The sequence below is a fragment of the Kamptonema formosum PCC 6407 genome (assembly GCF_000332155.1).
GTDB classification, from domain to species: Bacteria; Cyanobacteriota; Cyanobacteriia; order Cyanobacteriales; family Microcoleaceae; genus Kamptonema; species Kamptonema formosum.
In genome coordinates, this window is sequence record NZ_KB235904.1 from 1696721 (window position 1) to 1714187 (window position 17467).

General features: G+C 41.3%; 15 protein-coding genes, 1 tRNA gene and 1 pseudogene. 3 read left to right on the forward strand and 14 right to left on the reverse strand.

Going from position 1 to position 17467, the window contains the following annotated elements:
- Positions 1–247: 247 nt before the first annotated feature.
- The 3 genes from OSCIL6407_RS0124340 to OSCIL6407_RS0124345 all read right to left on the reverse strand — a co-directional run bounded on the left by OSCIL6407_RS0124340 (position 248) and on the right by OSCIL6407_RS0124345 (position 1162).
- Positions 248–559 (reverse strand): DUF6679 family protein, encoded by a 312-nt coding sequence (locus OSCIL6407_RS0124340; RefSeq protein ID WP_007353983.1) that lies wholly within the window; start codon positions 557–559, stop codon positions 248–250.
- Positions 560–727: 168 nt separating this feature from the next.
- Positions 728–880 carry a hypothetical protein gene (locus OSCIL6407_RS35590; protein WP_007353981.1) on the reverse strand — a complete coding sequence of 51 codons (153 nt, stop codon included), beginning with the start codon at positions 878–880 and terminating at the stop codon, positions 728–730.
- Positions 881–952: 72 nt separating this feature from the next.
- Positions 953–1162 carry a hypothetical protein gene (locus OSCIL6407_RS0124345; RefSeq protein WP_007353980.1) on the reverse strand — a complete coding sequence of 70 codons (210 nt, stop codon included), beginning with the start codon at positions 1160–1162 and terminating at the stop codon, positions 953–955.
- A gap of 219 nt (positions 1163–1381) precedes the next feature.
- On the opposite strand from OSCIL6407_RS0124345, the gene OSCIL6407_RS0124350 reads away from it, so the two are divergent.
- The 3 genes from OSCIL6407_RS0124350 (at position 1382) to OSCIL6407_RS0124360 (ending at position 4691) form a co-directional block, all read left to right on the forward strand.
- On the forward strand, positions 1382–3544 hold the full coding sequence (locus tag OSCIL6407_RS0124350; protein WP_007353979.1) for a CapA family protein: 2163 nt from the start codon (positions 1382–1384) through the stop codon (positions 3542–3544).
- 128 nt (positions 3545–3672) lie between these two features.
- Positions 3673–4542, forward strand: a complete 870-nt coding sequence (locus OSCIL6407_RS0124355) for an aldose epimerase family protein (RefSeq protein WP_026103847.1) — start codon at positions 3673–3675, stop codon at positions 4540–4542.
- 77 nt (positions 4543–4619) lie between these two features.
- Positions 4620–4691 (forward strand) — tRNA-Lys (locus tag OSCIL6407_RS0124360).
- 213 nt (positions 4692–4904) lie between these two features.
- Here OSCIL6407_RS0124360 and OSCIL6407_RS0124365 read toward each other — a convergent pair.
- The 11 genes and pseudogenes from OSCIL6407_RS0124365 to OSCIL6407_RS0124405 form a co-directional block, all read right to left on the reverse strand.
- Positions 4905–5288 (reverse strand): WG repeat-containing protein, encoded by a 384-nt coding sequence (locus OSCIL6407_RS0124365; RefSeq protein WP_007353977.1) that lies wholly within the window; start codon positions 5286–5288, stop codon positions 4905–4907.
- Positions 5289–5339 (reverse strand): annotated as a pseudogene (locus OSCIL6407_RS38385) (WG repeat-containing protein); the annotation flags it as partial. It lies immediately after the preceding gene.
- 47 nt (positions 5340–5386) lie between these two features.
- Positions 5387–5770, reverse strand: a complete 384-nt coding sequence (locus tag OSCIL6407_RS31190; RefSeq protein WP_007353976.1) for a transposase — start codon at positions 5768–5770, stop codon at positions 5387–5389.
- Positions 5771–5913: 143 nt separating this feature from the next.
- Positions 5914–8451 carry a vWA domain-containing protein gene (locus OSCIL6407_RS0124375; protein ID WP_007353975.1) on the reverse strand — a complete coding sequence of 846 codons (2538 nt, stop codon included), beginning with the start codon at positions 8449–8451 and terminating at the stop codon, positions 5914–5916.
- A gap of 252 nt (positions 8452–8703) precedes the next feature.
- Positions 8704–9081: a response regulator transcription factor gene (locus OSCIL6407_RS0124380; RefSeq protein WP_007353974.1), complete on the reverse strand. Its 378-nt coding sequence runs from the start codon at positions 9079–9081 to the stop codon at positions 8704–8706.
- A 185-nt stretch (positions 9082–9266) separates the two neighbouring features.
- The gene (locus OSCIL6407_RS0124385) at positions 9267–10679 is read right to left on the reverse strand and encodes an adenylate/guanylate cyclase domain-containing protein (RefSeq protein WP_019487789.1); all 1413 of its coding nucleotides are present in this window, start codon (positions 10677–10679) and stop codon (positions 9267–9269) included.
- Positions 10666–11625, reverse strand: a complete 960-nt coding sequence (locus tag OSCIL6407_RS37320; protein ID WP_234709956.1) for a response regulator — start codon at positions 11623–11625, stop codon at positions 10666–10668. The genes OSCIL6407_RS0124385 and OSCIL6407_RS37320 overlap by 14 nt, the downstream gene beginning before the upstream one ends.
- A 28-nt stretch (positions 11626–11653) precedes the next feature.
- The gene (locus OSCIL6407_RS31195; RefSeq protein WP_234709957.1) at positions 11654–13693 is read right to left on the reverse strand and encodes a histidine kinase dimerization/phospho-acceptor domain-containing protein; all 2040 of its coding nucleotides are present in this window, start codon (positions 13691–13693) and stop codon (positions 11654–11656) included.
- 57 nt (positions 13694–13750) lie between these two features.
- Complete coding sequence (locus OSCIL6407_RS0124395; RefSeq protein ID WP_007353971.1) at positions 13751–15160, reverse strand: ABC transporter substrate-binding protein; 1410 nt, start codon at positions 15158–15160, stop codon at positions 13751–13753.
- On the reverse strand, positions 15153–16091 hold the full coding sequence (locus tag OSCIL6407_RS0124400; protein WP_007353970.1) for a glycosyltransferase family 2 protein: 939 nt from the start codon (positions 16089–16091) through the stop codon (positions 15153–15155). The genes OSCIL6407_RS0124395 and OSCIL6407_RS0124400 overlap by 8 nt, the downstream gene beginning before the upstream one ends.
- 44 nt (positions 16092–16135) lie before the next feature.
- Positions 16136–17344: a Gfo/Idh/MocA family protein gene (locus tag OSCIL6407_RS0124405; RefSeq protein ID WP_019487790.1), complete on the reverse strand. Its 1209-nt coding sequence runs from the start codon at positions 17342–17344 to the stop codon at positions 16136–16138.
- Between the last annotated feature and the right edge of the window lie 123 nt (positions 17345–17467).

A 17467-nucleotide genomic window follows, 5' to 3' on the forward strand; every position in this document is an offset into this window, starting at 1 on the left:
ATAGGGAGTCTTGAGTTGTTAGATTGCTTCCTTGCACTTGCAATGCTTCGCTGTATTATCAGTTTGGGGAAATTTATTCGTTGCACTCGCAACGCTTCGTGGTTTTGACAGATTGCTTCGTTGCATTTGCAAGGCTTCGTGGTTTTGATGCGAGAAAACTAAGCTATTTTCCCCATCTCCCCCGCTCCCCCGCTCCCCCGCTCCCCCGCTCCCCTGCCCCCCTGCCCAAGAACTCCCCCTCCCCAAGCTAATCCCCGCTAGAGTCAGGGTAGTGGTGGCGAATTTGTTCAGCTTCGGGACAATCGTCCGAGACTAGGGGCTCGTAGTTGCTTCGCGACACCGAAGCTAACTTTTGGCTGATAGCGCCAATACTTTCTAAGCGCACCATCTCTTCCCAAGAACAAACTTCGTCTTCTTCATCGGTTTCGTAGCGCAGCGTCACCAAATCTCCCTCTATATCCAAGATCCGAGCGCGCTCAATCCAACGCTGCTGATCCCGCAAGAAAATACAAACCTCACGACCATCACAACAGAGTTGATAGATTTTGCGCTGTAGCATTTGTTATTTCTCCTGAGCAGTTTACTTGCTCAAAAAGATCGTCTGTTTACACGGTTGAGGTGGCCTTCGAGGCCTCTCTACCGACACAGGTAATATTACCTGATAACAGTACGAAGTTTATAATTAAATTTATAGCGCAATCTGAGCTTTCTCGCACGAATGAAAATTTTAGGGAGCGGCTGAGCCTAGATAACAGTTAAGCTCTAGCTGGTTGAGTCTGCCTGGGAAAGGGGGCCCACCAGAGGCGATCGCATCTTTAATAAATCGAATGTAGGGGATTGTAAAATTTTTATATTTTTTGTCGATTTTGTCGCTCGGCAAATTTTCCTCTCCCTGAAGGCAGAGTTTTTTAGTTAACAGCCAACTTTTGAGTATAACCTGTAGTTAACAGAATTAATACCGCGACAGTAATCTCATTTCCCCTTGACGCTGAGCTTCCCGCTGGATATAACCAGAATTGACGGCATCGCAGAGAGCTGCGATCGCATCCAAATCCTCTGAGTGATAGCTATTAAATCCCATCACTTGACGTAGCAACCCTTCGGAGGCGACACTCAGACAGCGAGTTTGAAAAGCTGAATCTACAAGTTTGCGAATCATCATCTTGTATGCTTCCCCGACATAAATAACTGATAATCTTAATATCAACTATTCTCAGTGTTTAGATAATGATGGAGATCCGTCAAAAACCGTGATCTTAAAGATATTGTAAATGTGACTGAAGTCACTGACAACAAGCAAGTATAAATGTACACAATTGTGGCTGGAAACAACCAGATCAAAATATAGGGAGCGCAGCTTGTAGCAGTTAAGCTAAAAGAATTGCGGTTGGCAGCAAGAGAGGTTAAAGTAAGCGATCGCGGTGTTAAGGAGACTAAAGTAGTGGTTTATATAGAAAATTTGTCTCAACCTTCTATTTTTGAACTAGCACGTTCCGGTGACAATCAAGCCCTAAATTACTGGATTGACAGCCTGCTAAGGCCCGAAGGCATCTATGCCCGCGTAGAAGCTGCTCAAGCCGGTTGTCTGCAAATCCTAGTCGAATTTCAGCGTGAATTTGCAGCCGATTCACTGATAGTCAATACCCTGCGGGAACGGTTAGTTAAATTCATCTGCCACCAAATCTGGAGGCTGAATTCCCCAGCAGTAGAAGGCGTGCGAGTTGTAGCCCGCTTAGCCGGCACTCCCGATATCCTGTGGAAACAGTCAGTACGGATAGTAACTCCTGCCATCCGCGATCGCAAACGCTATCGTTCCTTGGAGACCCTCGAATGGGTTAAATTTAAAACACTTCGCTCCCTATTTTTGATGGGGTCAGCCGTTGCATCCTTCATCATCGGGTGCTGGGTAAGCTACCACGAAGCTAATGCCATGCGGCCAATTGATTTGGCCTCACAACAGCAAGCTTTAGTGACATCAGCAATCTCACCCAAACGCCTAGAAACAGTTCAAGCAGCATTAGAAATAGTGCCAGTAGTAGAGCACAAACAGGTACTCAACCCCAATGACCCAACAGTAACGCTAATGTTCGGCGGCGATGTCAATCTGTCTGACGAATTGACACAAGTTGCAGGCAAAGATTACGGATGGGCCTTCGCCGGCTTAGAGGAGTACCTACAAGCAGACTTAGCGATGGTAAACCTGGAAAATCCCCTGACGAATTTTACCGGCCGTCGCCAGAATAAACAAATTAATTTTAAAGCCGATCCAGAGGCAGTAAAAGTATTAACAGCAGGGGGAGTAGATATTGTCACTTTGGCCAATAATCATACTATGGACTTCGAGGAACCAGGACTGGTGGAAACCATAGAAACATTAGATCGAGCAGGCATTCACCATTTAGGGGCCGGTAGAGATGCCAAAGAAGCACGACGACCTGAGATTATTGAAGTTAAAGGTCAGCGCATCGCTTATCTAGGTTACTACGATGCCGATATTAACGCTGCCGGAGAAGGGAAAGCGGGAACAAATTCCCGTCATAATCAACGGATAGCAGAAGATATCCGAGCGATTCGCGATCAAGTAGACTGGGTGATCGTAAATTATCATTGGGGTGCAGAATTAGCCGACTATCCGGGAGACTGGCAAATCGATTTGGCTCGCTTCACAATTGACCAGGGTGCAGATTTGGTGGTAGGCCACCACCCCCATGTTTTACAGGGGGCAGAAATTTACAAAGGCCGACCGATTGCTTATTCTTTGGGAGACTTTATTTTTGGAGGGAATGCCCGCAGTAATTACGATACAGCGGTGCTCAAAGTGTCTCTAAAAGGGAGAAATATGAAAGTTGAGTTTCTACCAGTGGAGGTGACAAAGTATCAGCCAAAAGTTGTTAAAGGAGAAAAGGGAGAGCAAATTCTCAAGCACGTAGAGCAAATTTCGAGTATTTTTGACAACCCAATGCGATCGCCTGTAGTTTTGGATGCTCCAATTCTAGGCGGCAGAAAGGAAAATAGAAAGATAGAACCCATCCTCACTCCCCAGTCCCCAGTCCCCAGTCCCGAACCCCCAATTCCCAGTCCCGAATCTTTAGACCCTAAACCCGAAACTAGAGAAGGCGAAAAGGACTTCACCCCGGAGGTACCGATTAAATCTAGTCCGCTGTCGCCAAGTTTGCCTAACTTACCCAAACAGCCTAGTAATTCTTCCTTTTTCGATCGCGAGTCAACTCCTAGTGAAGAATCTAGCCCACCTCCCAGTAACGAATTGCCTCCCCGCTTGCAATTAAATCCGCCCAAAAATCGAATTGAGGAAACAGATCCGTTTATTAAAGACTCATTTATTAAAGACCCATTTATTTCCCCCCCGGCCCCGAATTCAGGGGCGACGCCCACTCCTCACAGCTATCTGGCCCCCAGTTTAGCTCCTTCGTTCCAACTTATCCCTAGAGAGCGGGTAGAGAGTGTGGTAGTAGCAGGGGGTAGGATGGAAAGCGATCGCCGCAAAATACTGGAGTTGCCGCCTGTAGAGGTTAATAATAGCTAAAGCATCGCCGGAAGGCCTGGGCGGTAAGCGGTAAATAGGACAAGGCTAATTACTAATTCCCTGTCACCGATGACCTATTACCAGTGACTGACAACCAATATATCGATGACCTATTACCGATGACAAATGTGTTTGCGATCGCGCTCGAACAGAAGCAATACAAAACCTACACCCTCTCCGACAAAGCAGCTAACTCTAGTTTAGATGTTGTACCCGAGCGGGGCGGCATCGCTACTCGCTGGCGGGTTCAAGGTGAAGAAATCCTCTATTTAGACAAGGAACGATTCGCTAATCCTGAATTGACAGTACGCGGCGGCATTCCCATCCTGTTTCCCATCTGCGGCAATTTGCCCGATAATACTTATACCTATAACGGCGTTGAGCGAAAACTCAAACAGCATGGTTTTGCTCGTGACTTACCTTGGGAAGTAGCAGAGCAAGTGACTGTCGATCGCGCTGCGATTACTCTGGTACTTAATAGTAATGACTTGACGCGGGCAGTTTACCCTTTTGACTTTCAACTGGCTTTTACTTATCAGATTAAAGGCAACGCTTTAGAAATTTTCCAGCGTTATACTAATCTCTCCGCAGAAGTCATGCCTTTTTCTAGCGGTTTCCACCCTTACTTTTTCGCTCCCGACAAGAATAAGCTGCGTTTTGAAATACCGGGGATGCAGTATCGGGATCAGAGAACTCAAGAGCTGGATTATTTTACTGGGATTTTTGACCCCACGTTAGATGAAATTGATGTCGCTTTTGAACAGTTAACGGGCTTAGCTGCTACGGCAACAGACAAAAGTCGAGGTTTGCGCCTGATTCTAAGTTATAATTCTAGTTATGGTAGCTTGGTGTTCTGGACGTTGAAGGATAAGGACTTTTACTGTTTGGAACCTTGGACGGCCCCTAGAAATGCTCTTAATACGGGAGCTCATCTGATCAAACTCAAGCCTGGAGCGAGTTGTGAGATGTTGGTACGAATGACGGCAAGTTTTTTTTGAAAAACTCTTGCAATCTCTAGGAAGCTGTGCTACTATTATAAATCGTACCTGGAAATAGTGTTTTTAATAGTATTTCTGGGTCGCTAACTCAACGGTAGAGTACTCGGCTTTTAACCGATTAGTTCCGGGTTCGAATCCCGGGCGACCCATTTTTGAAGGAAGTGTTATAGGGAGTGGCTAGGGGCTAGGGGCTAGGGAAGAAGGGACTAGAGTAAGTGGGTTGCAGCAATGAGCTACTATCCTAACTGCTAAGGAGGTTGTTATATAGCAATCGCTAAGGGGGTTATGGCAGAAACTGGAAGTAGACCCTGAACTTGAGTAGGAAGATTATTATTGAGTTCAAATTCTGATTTGACCAATTCTCACTTCCGGCGCAAGCGAGAGGATTTCTTCTTTTGAGAGTTCCATACATACTTTCCACTTGGGTCAATATATCCCTCCCGATCGCCAACTCGTACCTGTGCCAGCCCTTGAATGAAGGGAAAAGTGGAATCAAACTTTGCTTTGATCGCTAGCCTTCCGGTCGGGTCGATATAGCCCGAATGCCCGTCAATTCTTACATCAGCCAATCCTTCGGAGAAATAACTAGCATTATCAAACTGTGGCTCAATTACCATTTTTCCCTTGCGGTTGATAGAGCCCCACTTTTCTTTAATTTTTATAATAGCTAACCCTTCAGAGAAAGAACCAGCGTAATCAAAATGCGGCTCAATTACCATCTTACCCTTTTGGTCGATATAACCCATTTTACCATCAATGCTAACAGCAGCTAGTCCTTCAGAAAAGTCTCTTGCTTCAAAATAATCCCTCTTTTGTTACTACAGGGAGAGAAAAACTTAGGCGGTCAACAAACTTGGAACAGGAAAAGGTATTGTTTAGCCACATAGTCCGTAGCATGACCTTTTTTTATATCTCCTGTTTCATCAATACAGAGGACAATTTTTTGGTCTCCGATTAACTGGAGAATTATACCTAATCGCATCTGTCTTACTGATTGGCAAGAATAGCTCGAATCGCTTAAAAAATGATGTAAGCTTTGGCTATTAGATAACCCAACCGAAGGGGCAATGCGCGGTAATGATTTGCGATGCAATTCTGATAGCAGTCCTAGATGTAACAGTTTGAAGGCTTCATAATTTCTGACATCGGAAAAAAGGTGTTCATAGTTTTGGCAATAGTCATCAATGAATTTCACTGTCGGTGTGGCCCGACGAGGTGCTGTAACCATTGTTTTCAAAGGTTTTGAGAGTTCTATTTTTATTTTACTCTCACGCTCAGTGACAAAAGAGGGATTAATTAGGTGGAGCTACTTATAACATAACAAAATGTGCCATAAAAAGCAAAAGGTGGGCAAAATGCCCACCCTAATTTTCACTTCCCTACCGTGAAATACTCATTTTTAGCATACACACTAATAATGCAATCTCCCACTTCAAAAAACATCCCCTCTTGCTCATCTTTAGAGAATTGCAAATTCCCATACTTAGCACCAATTTCATTAGCAGTAGCAGCCTTAGCCTCCATTTCATCGGGTATCAATCCAGTCGAACCTATATAAAAAACTAACGGCGAAACCTTCTCGCTATACACCTTTTCAGCATAAGCTTCCAATCGCTCATTTGCACTAGCTAAAGCTACAACAAACTCCTCTCGCTTTACCTCCTCTCCCTTCCATTTCGCTTGCAAAAGTCGCAGCAAACTATCTGCACCCACCTTAGACAAAATATCTGTAACAATTCCGTTATTTTCCAACCCTAAAAAGTCATCAAAAATCAGCTTCATCAAGTCATCAACCTTAGTAACTTTAGTACGTGATGAAAGAGTCTTATGTCCAAAAATTACCGACTGCTCTAAGATAGCATCAAAGGTTGGTTTATCCAACTTTTCCCCAGTATCTTGATGATAAACCTCATAGAGGCGATCCAGGAACTTGTTAGCCGAGTGGAATTTGCCAAAATTGAGGATATCTTTGCTACCAATGTCGATTTTGAAACTAACTCGCGAATCTACTGAACCATTGGCGATCGCATCCTTTAAATCGGTGTATTCCGTCGTAGTGGGAAAATTGATGTAGAGGCTTTTTGACAGATAATGCTGTTTCAATTCCTCCAATTGTTCCGCCGTGTAAGTCTCCGATTCTGCCTTCAAATGAGCAGATAAAATACTGGAAACAACTTTAATTTTTGCCAATTCCTCAAACACGCCATTCAGACTACTGTAACGTCCATCAAAAGGTACAAGCGGCAAACTATCTAACTTGAGATCGTACTCGGAACGGAAATCAAATTCATCAGCAGGCAAACCATCTTTTTCAATTAAACCGCGCTGTTTTAGCAAATCAAAGACGGCTTTGCTACTGATTTTAATGCGGAGTGACTTAACATTCACTTCGCCGTCGCTAACAATCGTATAATTGTTGAAAGTATTGATGTCGTTAACCAAAATTCCCGCTACTTCATCGATCTGAGTGCCATCCTCAACTTTTACCAGCTTAACTTTCCTGGTTATCAACATATTGATGGTTGCGGTATTTTGATTGATAGCAAATGAACCCATCCGCACGTACTCACCACCATCTAAAAATTCAGTTTTAAGCCAAGGTTTGACCAAGTTGCCATTTTCATCTCGCTTCCCTTCAATGCGTTTTAAACCTTTGCGTTGATAATTTTTCTGCAAGTGTTTGAGATTGATAATAATACTGTTGCTGTGTTCCTTCAATATCTCGATCAACTCCAGCAAGGTAATTTTATCGCTGACTTTTACGCGATCGCCAATTTCGTGACTAGCCAACACATTTGGCTCAAAAATAGCCTGTTCTAAGTCTTCAGTAAAGTCAGCTATTGCTGCATTTGTTAAAGCCTTAGCGTGTCTTTCTGTTAAGGTAGCATCAAAGGTACTCGCTGTTGCATACTTAGCAGTATTCAAATTGCCATTCGCCAAGTTAGCCTTCGCAAAAGCAAACACTGATTCATCTGTTTGAGCAACGGGAATATCTAATTTATCATACTCCTCTTTGCTGACTTTCTGATATTTGTAAAACAGTCCCTCATCGTCTGCTTTGAGTCCGCAAATTTTCAGAGTGGTTGATGAACCGTTGACTTTTTTCGCATTCTTGGAGACGAAAACTTGATAATCGTATTCCTTAATTAATGGTTCTTCCAGCGGTGGTGCAACGCTACCACCTAACAGTTTGGCTGTATCGTAAAGAGCATCATAAACCATTTTGACTTCCCCTGCTCTGATACAATTACCTGATAAGGTGTTGGCAATTTTGGAGAGTAATTTAAAGTCAGCACTGGAATAGGAGATCGTGTTAGCAAAGACATCCATGCCTTTCAATTCTTCGCAAATTCTTTCTAAGGCTGCGGCTTCTGAATTCGCACTCGGATCGTTAGCATAGCCATCTGTATGTAAATTAATGGCAGTCAGTTCACCCTCTTTAATCAAAGATTTAGCTAGTTTCATCGACTGAGACATTCCCGTAAACGATCCAGTCTTGATTTTCTTGATTTCCTGAATGTACGATGAGTTAAGCTGCATTACTTCTTGAATCGGAATGCGTTGAAAATGACAAGTTACATCCCCATGAGAGGCATAGGAAATCAAGCTAATAAGTAGCTGATAATTATTGTATTCATCTAAGGTCAAAAGCTTAATGAGCGTGTCTTTTAGCGGCTCTAAGTCATAATACATAGAGCCGGAACGATCGATGATGATAATGTTATGAGCAACTGATTTTTCAGGGATATCGTCAGGCTTTCTTTCTAAATTAATGCGGTCAACTAGATAGAATGCTTTTTCGCTACCAGCAAAATTGTAGAGAGTAAATTTGGTGCGAGTATTGGAGATTGCTGGACTGCTGGAATTTTGAGGTTTGACTTGGGATGCTTGTTTTGCTTGCCGTGCCATAGTTATAACCTTTGTTGATTTATTCATCAAGTCAAGCATTACATATACTATAGTCTATGTCAAGGCCTATTCAGAAAAATCTCCTGGGAGTTTAAATAAGCATTAATACTTAGTGAGGATGGTAACTCTAGCAGTAGGTTTAACTGCGATCGCATTCCGCCAGCATATTAATGCGTAAATTGCCCAACCTGTATTGAAAGTGATATTACATACCATATTAATTCTGTACTTGATTTGTGTATTGAGAAAATATCAAACCCCTAAAATTTCTTGAGCTTTTTGTAACACTTCATCAGGATCGAAAGGCTTAGTGAAGTACAAATCAGCCCCCATTTCCTCAGCTTTCTTCTTATCAAATTCTTGACCCTTAGCTGTGAGCATAATAATATAAACCTCTGTGAGTTTCAGGACATTTTTGACTTGATTGCAGACATCAAATCCGCTCATCTTTGGCATCATTACATCGAGAAAAACTAGATTTGGTTTTTCTAACTGGATTGTTGCTAAGGCTATCTCACCATTCTCCGCAGTTAGCAACTCGACTCCTTCATCTTCTAGTTCCTCTAAAGTTTGTTCTAACAGCATCCTGAGATGAGGCTCATCATCCACAATTAGGATTTTTTTAGTCATTTTTAGTCCTGATGGTAATTATTAGTAGTTAGTGGTTAGTAGTTGCGCTCGGTGTATATTAGTTATTGTTATAGTAGTTATTTCTTGTGAAATTTAGTGTGAAATTTCTACTAATAACTAGCCCTTAATAATTGACCATTAACAACTAACGAATAGCAACTCACGACTAGCCACTCACCGTTTCCCTAATATATTACCTCAAAAACGTCTACACTTTTGCGTTTTCCTTTAACCGTGATGTTTCCAACTTCGCGATAGGTAAAAAAGCCCTTAGTAGCTTCATAGACACTGCTACTGACAAGGATCTGTCCCCCTTGAGCGATGCCTTGCAGCCGCGATGCCAAATTTACTTCATCGCCAATTGCAGTATAGTCAAGGTGTTGCGGCGATCCGATGTTACCAATAACTACCTCGCCAGAACTAATGCCAATACCCGTGAGGAAATTTTCTTTAATCCAGTCAACAGGAATATTTCTTAACCTCAATTGCATTCCAATCGCGGCCGCTATCGCCTGCTTCTCATTATCTATCAGTTTAGCAGGTGCGCCAAACATTGCCACAATCATATCCCCCACAAACTTATTCACAGTCCCTTCATGGCTAAAAATCACATCTACCATGTGGGTAAAATATTCGTTCAAGTATCCCACAATCATTTCGGGAGGTAATTCCTCACATTTAGTAGTAAAATTTCTAATATCTGAAAATAAAATAGCTATGCTTTTCTTCGCCGGAGCCAAAGAGATATCACCTTCTTTTGCGGTAATAATTGCATTTACTAATTGCGGCGGAATGTAGCGTTCCAATTGGCTTTTAATCCGCTTTTCTTGCAGCTTATTTTTATGGAGCATAGCATTCTCAATCGCTGCCGCTGCTATGGAAGCAAGACTCGTGGCAAATTTCAAATCTTGGGCTTTGTAATTCGCAGGTTCTTCGCTACTAATATTAATCACACCGAGGCAGCCATTCTGAGTTTTAAGTGGGACACAGATCAAAGAAATAATAGAATTTTCACCCGCTACAAAGCGCGGATCGTTCCAAACATTATTAACTATTTCCGCTTTATTGTTTAAAAGTACGCTGCCAGCAATCCCTATACCAGGAGACAACTGCATTTTAGTTTTTGACTCTTTGCCATCAGCGACAGCGATCTCCAGTTTTTGGCTTTGAGGATCGAGTAACATTACAGAAACGTTGGTAGCCTGAATCAGTTTTTGAGCTTCAAGAATTACTAATTTAGCGATTTCTAGCACATCTAAACAAGCCGTCAACTTCTCGGAAAGAGCGTAAAAAAGATTAATTTCTCGATATTTATCTAATACTTCTTTTGCTAAAGTCTTTTTTTCCAATTCTTGAGCTGCCAAATAGGTTAGTAAAGAAGCGATAGCAGCAGCTTTTGGCTCTCCTAACACCCATCCAATTACCTCTCCATCCACTTCCACAGGATATTGAGATTGACTCTGACTAGAGTCGCCCATTAATAATCTACCGTCAACAGTCTGAATACTGATTCGCGTATCTATCACACTGAGGAGAGTATGAATTAGATATAATGCTTCTTTTTGAGAAACAAGGCGTTTAAGGCTAATTTGGCTCATTTGTTTTTATATCTATCTGTATAGTATCTCCTTTATTTTCTCCTAGCATCAGGAAGAAAGTATTTTCTAAATCTTTTTCAAATCTCAGAGCTTGCAAAATCTCAGATTTTTGCCAAACATCAGCATTAGCAATAATTAAATCTGGTTTTACAGACATCGCCTTATTCCTGAACTCTTCACCCGTAAGAGCTTCTGTCACGCTGTAACCTCTCGCTTTCAATACATCGGCTAAACTTCTGACTTCTGACACATTTTCATCCACAATTAAAACTTTCTTTTTGGAAGAGCCTTGAGATAGCAGCCAGCCAATTTCTTGAAGCATAGGTTCTGAATCACTGGACTTCACAAAATAGCGATCCACTCCAATACGATAACCTCTTTCTTTATCTTCAATACCAGAATTAATAACAATAGGAATGCTCATGGTCATCGGATCGTTTCTGAGAATAGCTGCCACATCGAAACCATTCATTTCCGGCATCATCACATCTAAAATAATTAAGTCTGGTAGTTCCTGTTTAGCCATGACTACTGCTTCCTTACCGTCTTTTGCTTCCTTGACGATGTAACCTTCTGCCTCTAATTGTTGTCTTAGTAGTTGACGGAGGTTAGCCTCATCATCCACAACTAGAATAGTTTTCTTCTGTTCATTGCCACCCAGTGTAGCATTAGAAACACGATCTCTCAACTGTTTAAGGAAGGTAGTCATGTCTAGCTTCTTGAGGCTCGATTCTGCTTCTTCTGCTGGCTTTAAGGGCAATATAAACGAGAAATTACTGCCCTTACCCAACTCACTTTCTACCCAAATTTTGCCGCCATGATGCTCTATAATTTGCTTACAAATCGGCAGGCCTAGACCAGTACCTTTAGGTTTATCTGTTAAGGTTTCACCGACTTGCTTAAACTTTTCAAATACTTTTGGTTGATCGGCTTCGCTGATTCCCATACCTGTATCGATGATGCTAATCTTAATTTTATCGCCGATTTTTTTTAGCTTGGCAAGTTACAAAGCCTTTATCGGTAAACTTGATGGAATTAGAAAGCAAATTAATCATTACTTGAATCAATTTATCCCGATCTCCAACCAACTCAGGTAGATTCTCTTCTATATCTTTAATTGGCTCTAGTCCTTTATTTTCAAACAGAGCAAAAGTTGCCGCAATTGCTCTATCGATCAAATCATCTACCTTCATTGGTTGCATCTTCCAATCTATCTTACCTGCCTCCATTTTGGCAACATCTAAAAGGTCATTGATCAGGTCTGTTAGCCGTTGACCTTCGCTAACAATAATCTGAAGATTATCTCCTACTTGTTTCACGGCCCGCTGAACTTTTTTATCCTCTGTCACCACGATTGGGAAGACATTCTCCTCTAATTTCTTCTGGATAAGTTTAGCAAAACCTAGAACAGAAGTAAGGGGAGTTCGTAGTTCGTGAGAAACGGTAGAAATAAAATCTGTTTTCATCTGATCTACTTCTTTTTCCGCAGTAATATCTCGAATCAAAATTACGGAACCAATATAAGTTGGAGCTTGGCTATCCGATGCAGATTTTTTAAGAATTGCAACTGCGGAACCCTTAGCAAATCTGCCACCTTGTAGCGCTAACTCTACAGTTGAAATTTCGTGAGGAGGCTGTTTAGTATTATCTATCAATTTAGATACTTCACTCCCGAATATCTCCTCAGTAAATTTACCTGTTAAATCGAGGCGATCGAGGGCGAACATATTAGTAAGAGCTGGATTAAAACGAGTGATTCTCCCGTTATAATTTGTGACTAACAAGCCATCAGCAATTGTATCGATAATTGAGGCTAGATAACTCATAGTATCTTGAAGTTCTGCTGTAGCTGCTGTCACCCGTTGTTCAAGAGTTTGACTGTAATTTGAAAGCTTTTGATTGGAAAGCTTTAGTTGACCCGTCATCTGGTTAAAAGCTTGTGCCAAAATCCCAATTTCATCCTCGGTGAGAACTGGTGCTGAGGAGTTCAAATTCCCGCTAGCTACCTCTATTGCAGTGTTGGCAATCGCCAGAATTGGCTGAGTAATCCGGCGCGACATCAGATAAACTGCTACTAATAAAATACCAGCCGAACTCAATCCAATCAGCAAGATTTCTCTGGCTAGTCTGTTGGCGGGTTCAAAAGCTTCTGCTTGGCTCATTTCTGCTAGTAATGCGAGATTTTGATTGGTGAGCCAACGATAGTTACTAATAACTGGAACTTTTTTATAGTTTTTATAAAGCCCTTGACCGTTGTTTTTGGCAAGCGCGGCATCAATACCAAAGCTATTCACACCTTCGTCTGAGTTTGTGTTTTTTTCATCCCCTGATATAAAGATATTTCTATTATTGGCTCGACCCACCAAATAAGTTTCTCCTGTCTTGCCCAATCCAGTTTTTTCCCTAATTAAGTCGTCTACACCTTTAAGATCCAAGTTAACAGCAATCGCACCCATTTTGACACCATTTCTATCTAAAATTGGGGTGGCAAAAGTGATGGCAGATTTTCCATTTGAGGCGTAAAAATTGGGAACAACTGCATTAGCACCTTCACGAGTAAAATAAGTGGTGGGATCTCCTAAAGGTCTAAATTTACCTTGAATATTCGTGTTTTCTCCATAAACAAATACCACAAATCCTCCATTCGTGGTAATGAGAACACTTTGCAAACTTGGTTTAACAGCAATTATATCTGAAAAATATTTTGTGAGGCGCTCGACAGCTATTTTATAGCTGGGATCTAAGTTATCTACAGTTAGCAAAATAGCTATTTGTTGTTGTATTTCTGGCAATTGGCTCATTAAAAGCACATCCTTGCGTTGAGTTTCAACCCATTGATTAAGTTGAAATTCCTTCAGGGAAGTGGCCACCGTTAAACGATCTTGAACAGATTGCTGTAAAGCATCTTTAGCACGAGTATAAGCAGCCCAAGCCACAATACTCACCGTCACCACTGACAATACTGAAAAATAGCTGACAAGTTGATTTAGTAGGCTGCGTTTCCAAAACTTCATTGTTTACCTCCTAATAAATAATGTTAATAGTTAACTATTAACACGATCGCTCTAACTTCATTTCCATTCAGCAAAAATCTGTTCAATCTTGGCTATTGCTTCGTCTCCAGCTTGCTCAGGTGATAGTCCATCTTTAACAATACTCAGAATAGCCTTAGACCAAATATTCTGAGAAAGCACCTCACTGTAAGCAGGATTAAATACTTCATAGCTAGGGCGAGTCAAGCCATTAAGTTGCTTAATTGCTATGGGTATGTGCGGATCTGTGGGATTATTCCAATAGGAATCCTGCAAAAGTTTTGGCATTACGGGAATGATTCGCCCCTTACCTCCCTCTTTAAGAAACTGATTTAAGTTTTCCGGTTTCAGCAAATAGGAAAGAAAACTTTTAGCTTCGGCTTTATGTTGAGAAGCTTCAAATATAACTATCTGCTTAACACCTAATATAGAAGTGAGTTCCCCTCCACCTGGCTTTTCTGGCCAACCTCTCGTTACCATTTTATTAAGATAAAGATCCGTCGATAGTTTATTGTATGGATTCTGCTCCAACTTTTGAGTTAAAGGAATTGACAGCGTACCATTAGCCGTCATTAGCGATTGACTTTCCAGAAAACTGACATTATTGCCAGAGTCTTTCCATTCTACAGAACTAGGGGGTACATAGCCATCTTTGTAAAAGTTAGCGTACTGTTTTAATGCCTTAATTATCCCCTCGCGGTTGGCGGGATCTTTCAGCAATAAATTACCATCTTTATCTAAGATTTTTACATTATAGGCTTCCAAAAATTGTTGGAAAATTAAAAAAGTATCAGTACCCAAAGCTGACATAGTTAAACCCAAGCCATAGATATCTGACTTACCATTTTGGCGTAAACTATCCTGAGCTTGTTTCCAATATTGCCAGAAATTATCCCAATTAGTAGGAATTTCTTGCTCGTTTAAACCACTTTCTTGTAGGAGATTTCGCCAGTACAAAATATGTGTTGCCTGCTGTCCTATTGGTAATGAATAGTAAGACCGTTTTTTAGATATATTATTCTGAAAATATACGGCTTCTAAAGCCGTAGGATTGTACAAATATTTAAGAGGATTAATCAGATCGGAGACATCAGCTAACTGATTTTGCCACGCCAAACTAGGAATCAAATTTGTTTCTGCCGTTGCACTATAAAGCACATCAGGAGGATTACCATCCTTGAGTGCTTTTTGCGTCTCAGCATCAATGTTATTGAGCGGTATTAGTCTTAATTCAGCTTTTTTACCGCTTTCTTTTTCCCATCGATCTATGAGTCTTGCTACTACCTCATTCTCTTCTGGTAAAAATCCTTGCGACCACCAAATTCGGAAACTTTGATTTTGGTGTGGTAGTGAATTTTCCGCGAGATTTGTCGGAGTATTATGGCTACAAGTAGCTAACCCAAAAAACAGTAAAAACAGTAATATTAATGTAAATACCTGCTTACGCATTGTCTTTCTCAACCTCATTAGATAAGATGTTTATTTTTAATTTAGACTTGGAAATAGCCCTTTTGTTTTCTATGAGCAATAACTTCATCCACATTAAAATAAAGTTGCTAACCAATCGGCAATAACACCATAAATCAACGTCTTTACTATACTTTTGAGTCATTGAGTAATATGCTTGAGCTATAGCTTTTTGATACTTAGGTTCAAGTTTTCCTGCTCCAATGAGTTGCGTTTCTGCTTTTGCCAAAATTCTACAAAAACTTTCTACTAACAGGGCTCTATTAGACGTAGAAACTGTCACATTGCCATATTTGCGATATACTGAATAAGAACCTGGTTGGTAGATGATTTTCGCTCCTTTTATGAGTAAAGAAATCAGAAAATCTCGATCTTGTCCGCATTTTAAGGTTTCATCCCATTTAATGCTATTAACAATGGTACTTTTCTTAAAAAGATAGGCAATTGGAGGTAAGCAGCCATAAGCCAACAAAGATTCTAACACATCCTTACAATTTCCAGAAACTCCGAAAATATTGACAGGTTCCTGGAGAATTTCTCCATTCTCTAAATGATACTGATAATTCACATCTCCATAAACAATATCTGCCCCTGTTTCCTCTAAAAATTTAACTTGCCGTTCAATTTTATCAGGAAGTAAATAGTCATCAGCATCAAGATATTGAATGTATTCACCCCTGGATAATTCCATCCCCCTATTTCTCGCATAATTTCCGCCTCTATTTGGCCCAGTTTCCCAAGTTAGTTTACCATTGTAACTTTTGAGCGCCTCTAAGCTTCCATCGGTAGAACCATCATCAATTACAATTACCTCAATCAGCTTGTAAGACTGCTGAAAACAGCTTTCTATGGCTGCTATCAGCCATTTCTCAGCGTTAAAGCAAGGAACAATAATTGATACAAGCTTTGCCATAATTTGCTGTTAATTTCAGGCTGAAACTTAGGGTAAAACCATGCTTATTTCAAATAGGGATGGAATTTTTCAGTAAAATACACCCATTGACTGTCATTTTCCAGACTTAATCTAGCACCCTCGACTAATGCTGTCGATACCAAAGCATCTCGAAATGTCGGTCGCCGCCCTTCAAAATCAGCAGGGGAATTATTTCCTTCTACAATCGATGCGACATCTTTAAGAAATTGAGTGATGCTGTCTATGCCATACCCTCGATATTCAGTATACTCGCTATCCAGCCTCCTATAAGGCTGACAGAAGTACGGGTTAATATCTTCTATCCCCCCTAAGTCAGTTATAGTCTGAACGCCCCGTTTTGTTTGGTCGCTTTCAAACCTCCCTGCGGTACCGATCGCCTCAATTTTTTGCTGAGACATCGCACCATTGCAGTTAGGATCGATCCAATTGGTCAAAATCGTAGATGTAAAGCCCTGCGACCATTCAATCAATACCTGAATCGCATCATAGCTGGAAATGCCGCGTTGCGACAGCCAGTTTTTTTGTCCAGTAGCAACAATTCGGCGGGGTAAAGCTTGAGTGACAAAATAAATCAGATCGGCGTAATGTACACCTAAATACTGAAAAATATTAGTATCCGCGACCCAGGCAGAAAAAGTTTCGCTCGGAATAATTTTGCGCTGGCTAAATTCTACATGAAAGTACAGCGGATCGCCAATAGAACCATCAGCGATCGCTTGGCGAAGTTTCAAATTAGCTAAATCCCAGCGTTTATGAAACTCCACAGCTCCGTAAACTCCATATTTTTCCGCAGCTTGGATCGTTTGCTCTGCATCCGCTACAGTTGGTGATAGGGGTTTAACCACCAGTACGTGCTTGCCACTGGCGATCGCAGCTAAAGCCATCTCTGTATGCAAATGATCCGGCGTAGTAATAATTACCGCGCCTGGATCGGGTAAATTGGCGATCGCCTCTCGATAAGCATTGCCATCCGTGCAATTCCCCATCGGGTAACGCACACAAGGCATTTCTATCCCCATTAACTCCTGAAGCTCACCAAGCTTAGCATCAAAAATAGCAAAAGACTCAGCGGACTTACTAGCAACTAACACCCGATCGATCGTCCCCGCCTGATATTGCTGCATTACCGCTGGTAACACAGTTCCATAACCCTTGGTACTGCGGCCGCAAACATACATACCAGTACCAATTATCAACAGATTCAGCTTTTTCTGCTCAGTATTCAATGACATATCTACAACCAATAATTATGCTTGCTGATAAGTGGTCGAAGATAATTAAACGTAGGGTGGACTCTATTATCCTATCCAATCAAGATAAATCTCTTCACAGGATATGTACCCATTCTACTACTT

Coding starts and splice junctions, on each gene's coding strand:
- OSCIL6407_RS0124385 (WP_019487789.1), bottom strand. CDS start 10,679: ATGAGCCAAATTAGCCTTAAACGCCTTGTTTCTCAAAAAGAAGCATTA.
- OSCIL6407_RS37320 (WP_234709956.1), bottom strand. CDS start 11,625: ATGGGAATCAGCGAAGCCGATCAACCAAAAGTATTTGAAAAGTTTAAG.
- OSCIL6407_RS0124340 (WP_007353983.1), bottom strand. CDS start 559: ATGCTACAGCGCAAAATCTATCAACTCTGTTGTGATGGTCGTGAGGTT.
- OSCIL6407_RS0124345 (WP_007353980.1), bottom strand. CDS start 1,162: ATGATGATTCGCAAACTTGTAGATTCAGCTTTTCAAACTCGCTGTCTG.
- OSCIL6407_RS0124395 (WP_007353971.1), bottom strand. CDS start 15,160: ATGCGTAAGCAGGTATTTACATTAATATTACTGTTTTTACTGTTTTTT.
- OSCIL6407_RS0124400 (WP_007353970.1), bottom strand. CDS start 16,091: ATGGCAAAGCTTGTATCAATTATTGTTCCTTGCTTTAACGCTGAGAAA.
- OSCIL6407_RS0124365 (WP_007353977.1), bottom strand. CDS start 5,288: ATGGGTTATATCGACCAAAAGGGTAAGATGGTAATTGAGCCGCATTTT.
- OSCIL6407_RS31190 (WP_007353976.1), bottom strand. CDS start 5,770: ATGGTTACAGCACCTCGTCGGGCCACACCGACAGTGAAATTCATTGAT.
- OSCIL6407_RS0124380 (WP_007353974.1), bottom strand. CDS start 9,081: ATGACTAAAAAAATCCTAATTGTGGATGATGAGCCTCATCTCAGGATG.
- OSCIL6407_RS0124375 (WP_007353975.1), bottom strand. CDS start 8,451: ATGGCACGGCAAGCAAAACAAGCATCCCAAGTCAAACCTCAAAATTCC.
- OSCIL6407_RS31195 (WP_234709957.1), bottom strand. CDS start 13,693: ATGAAGTTTTGGAAACGCAGCCTACTAAATCAACTTGTCAGCTATTTT.
- OSCIL6407_RS0124405 (WP_019487790.1), bottom strand. CDS start 17,344: ATGTCATTGAATACTGAGCAGAAAAAGCTGAATCTGTTGATAATTGGT.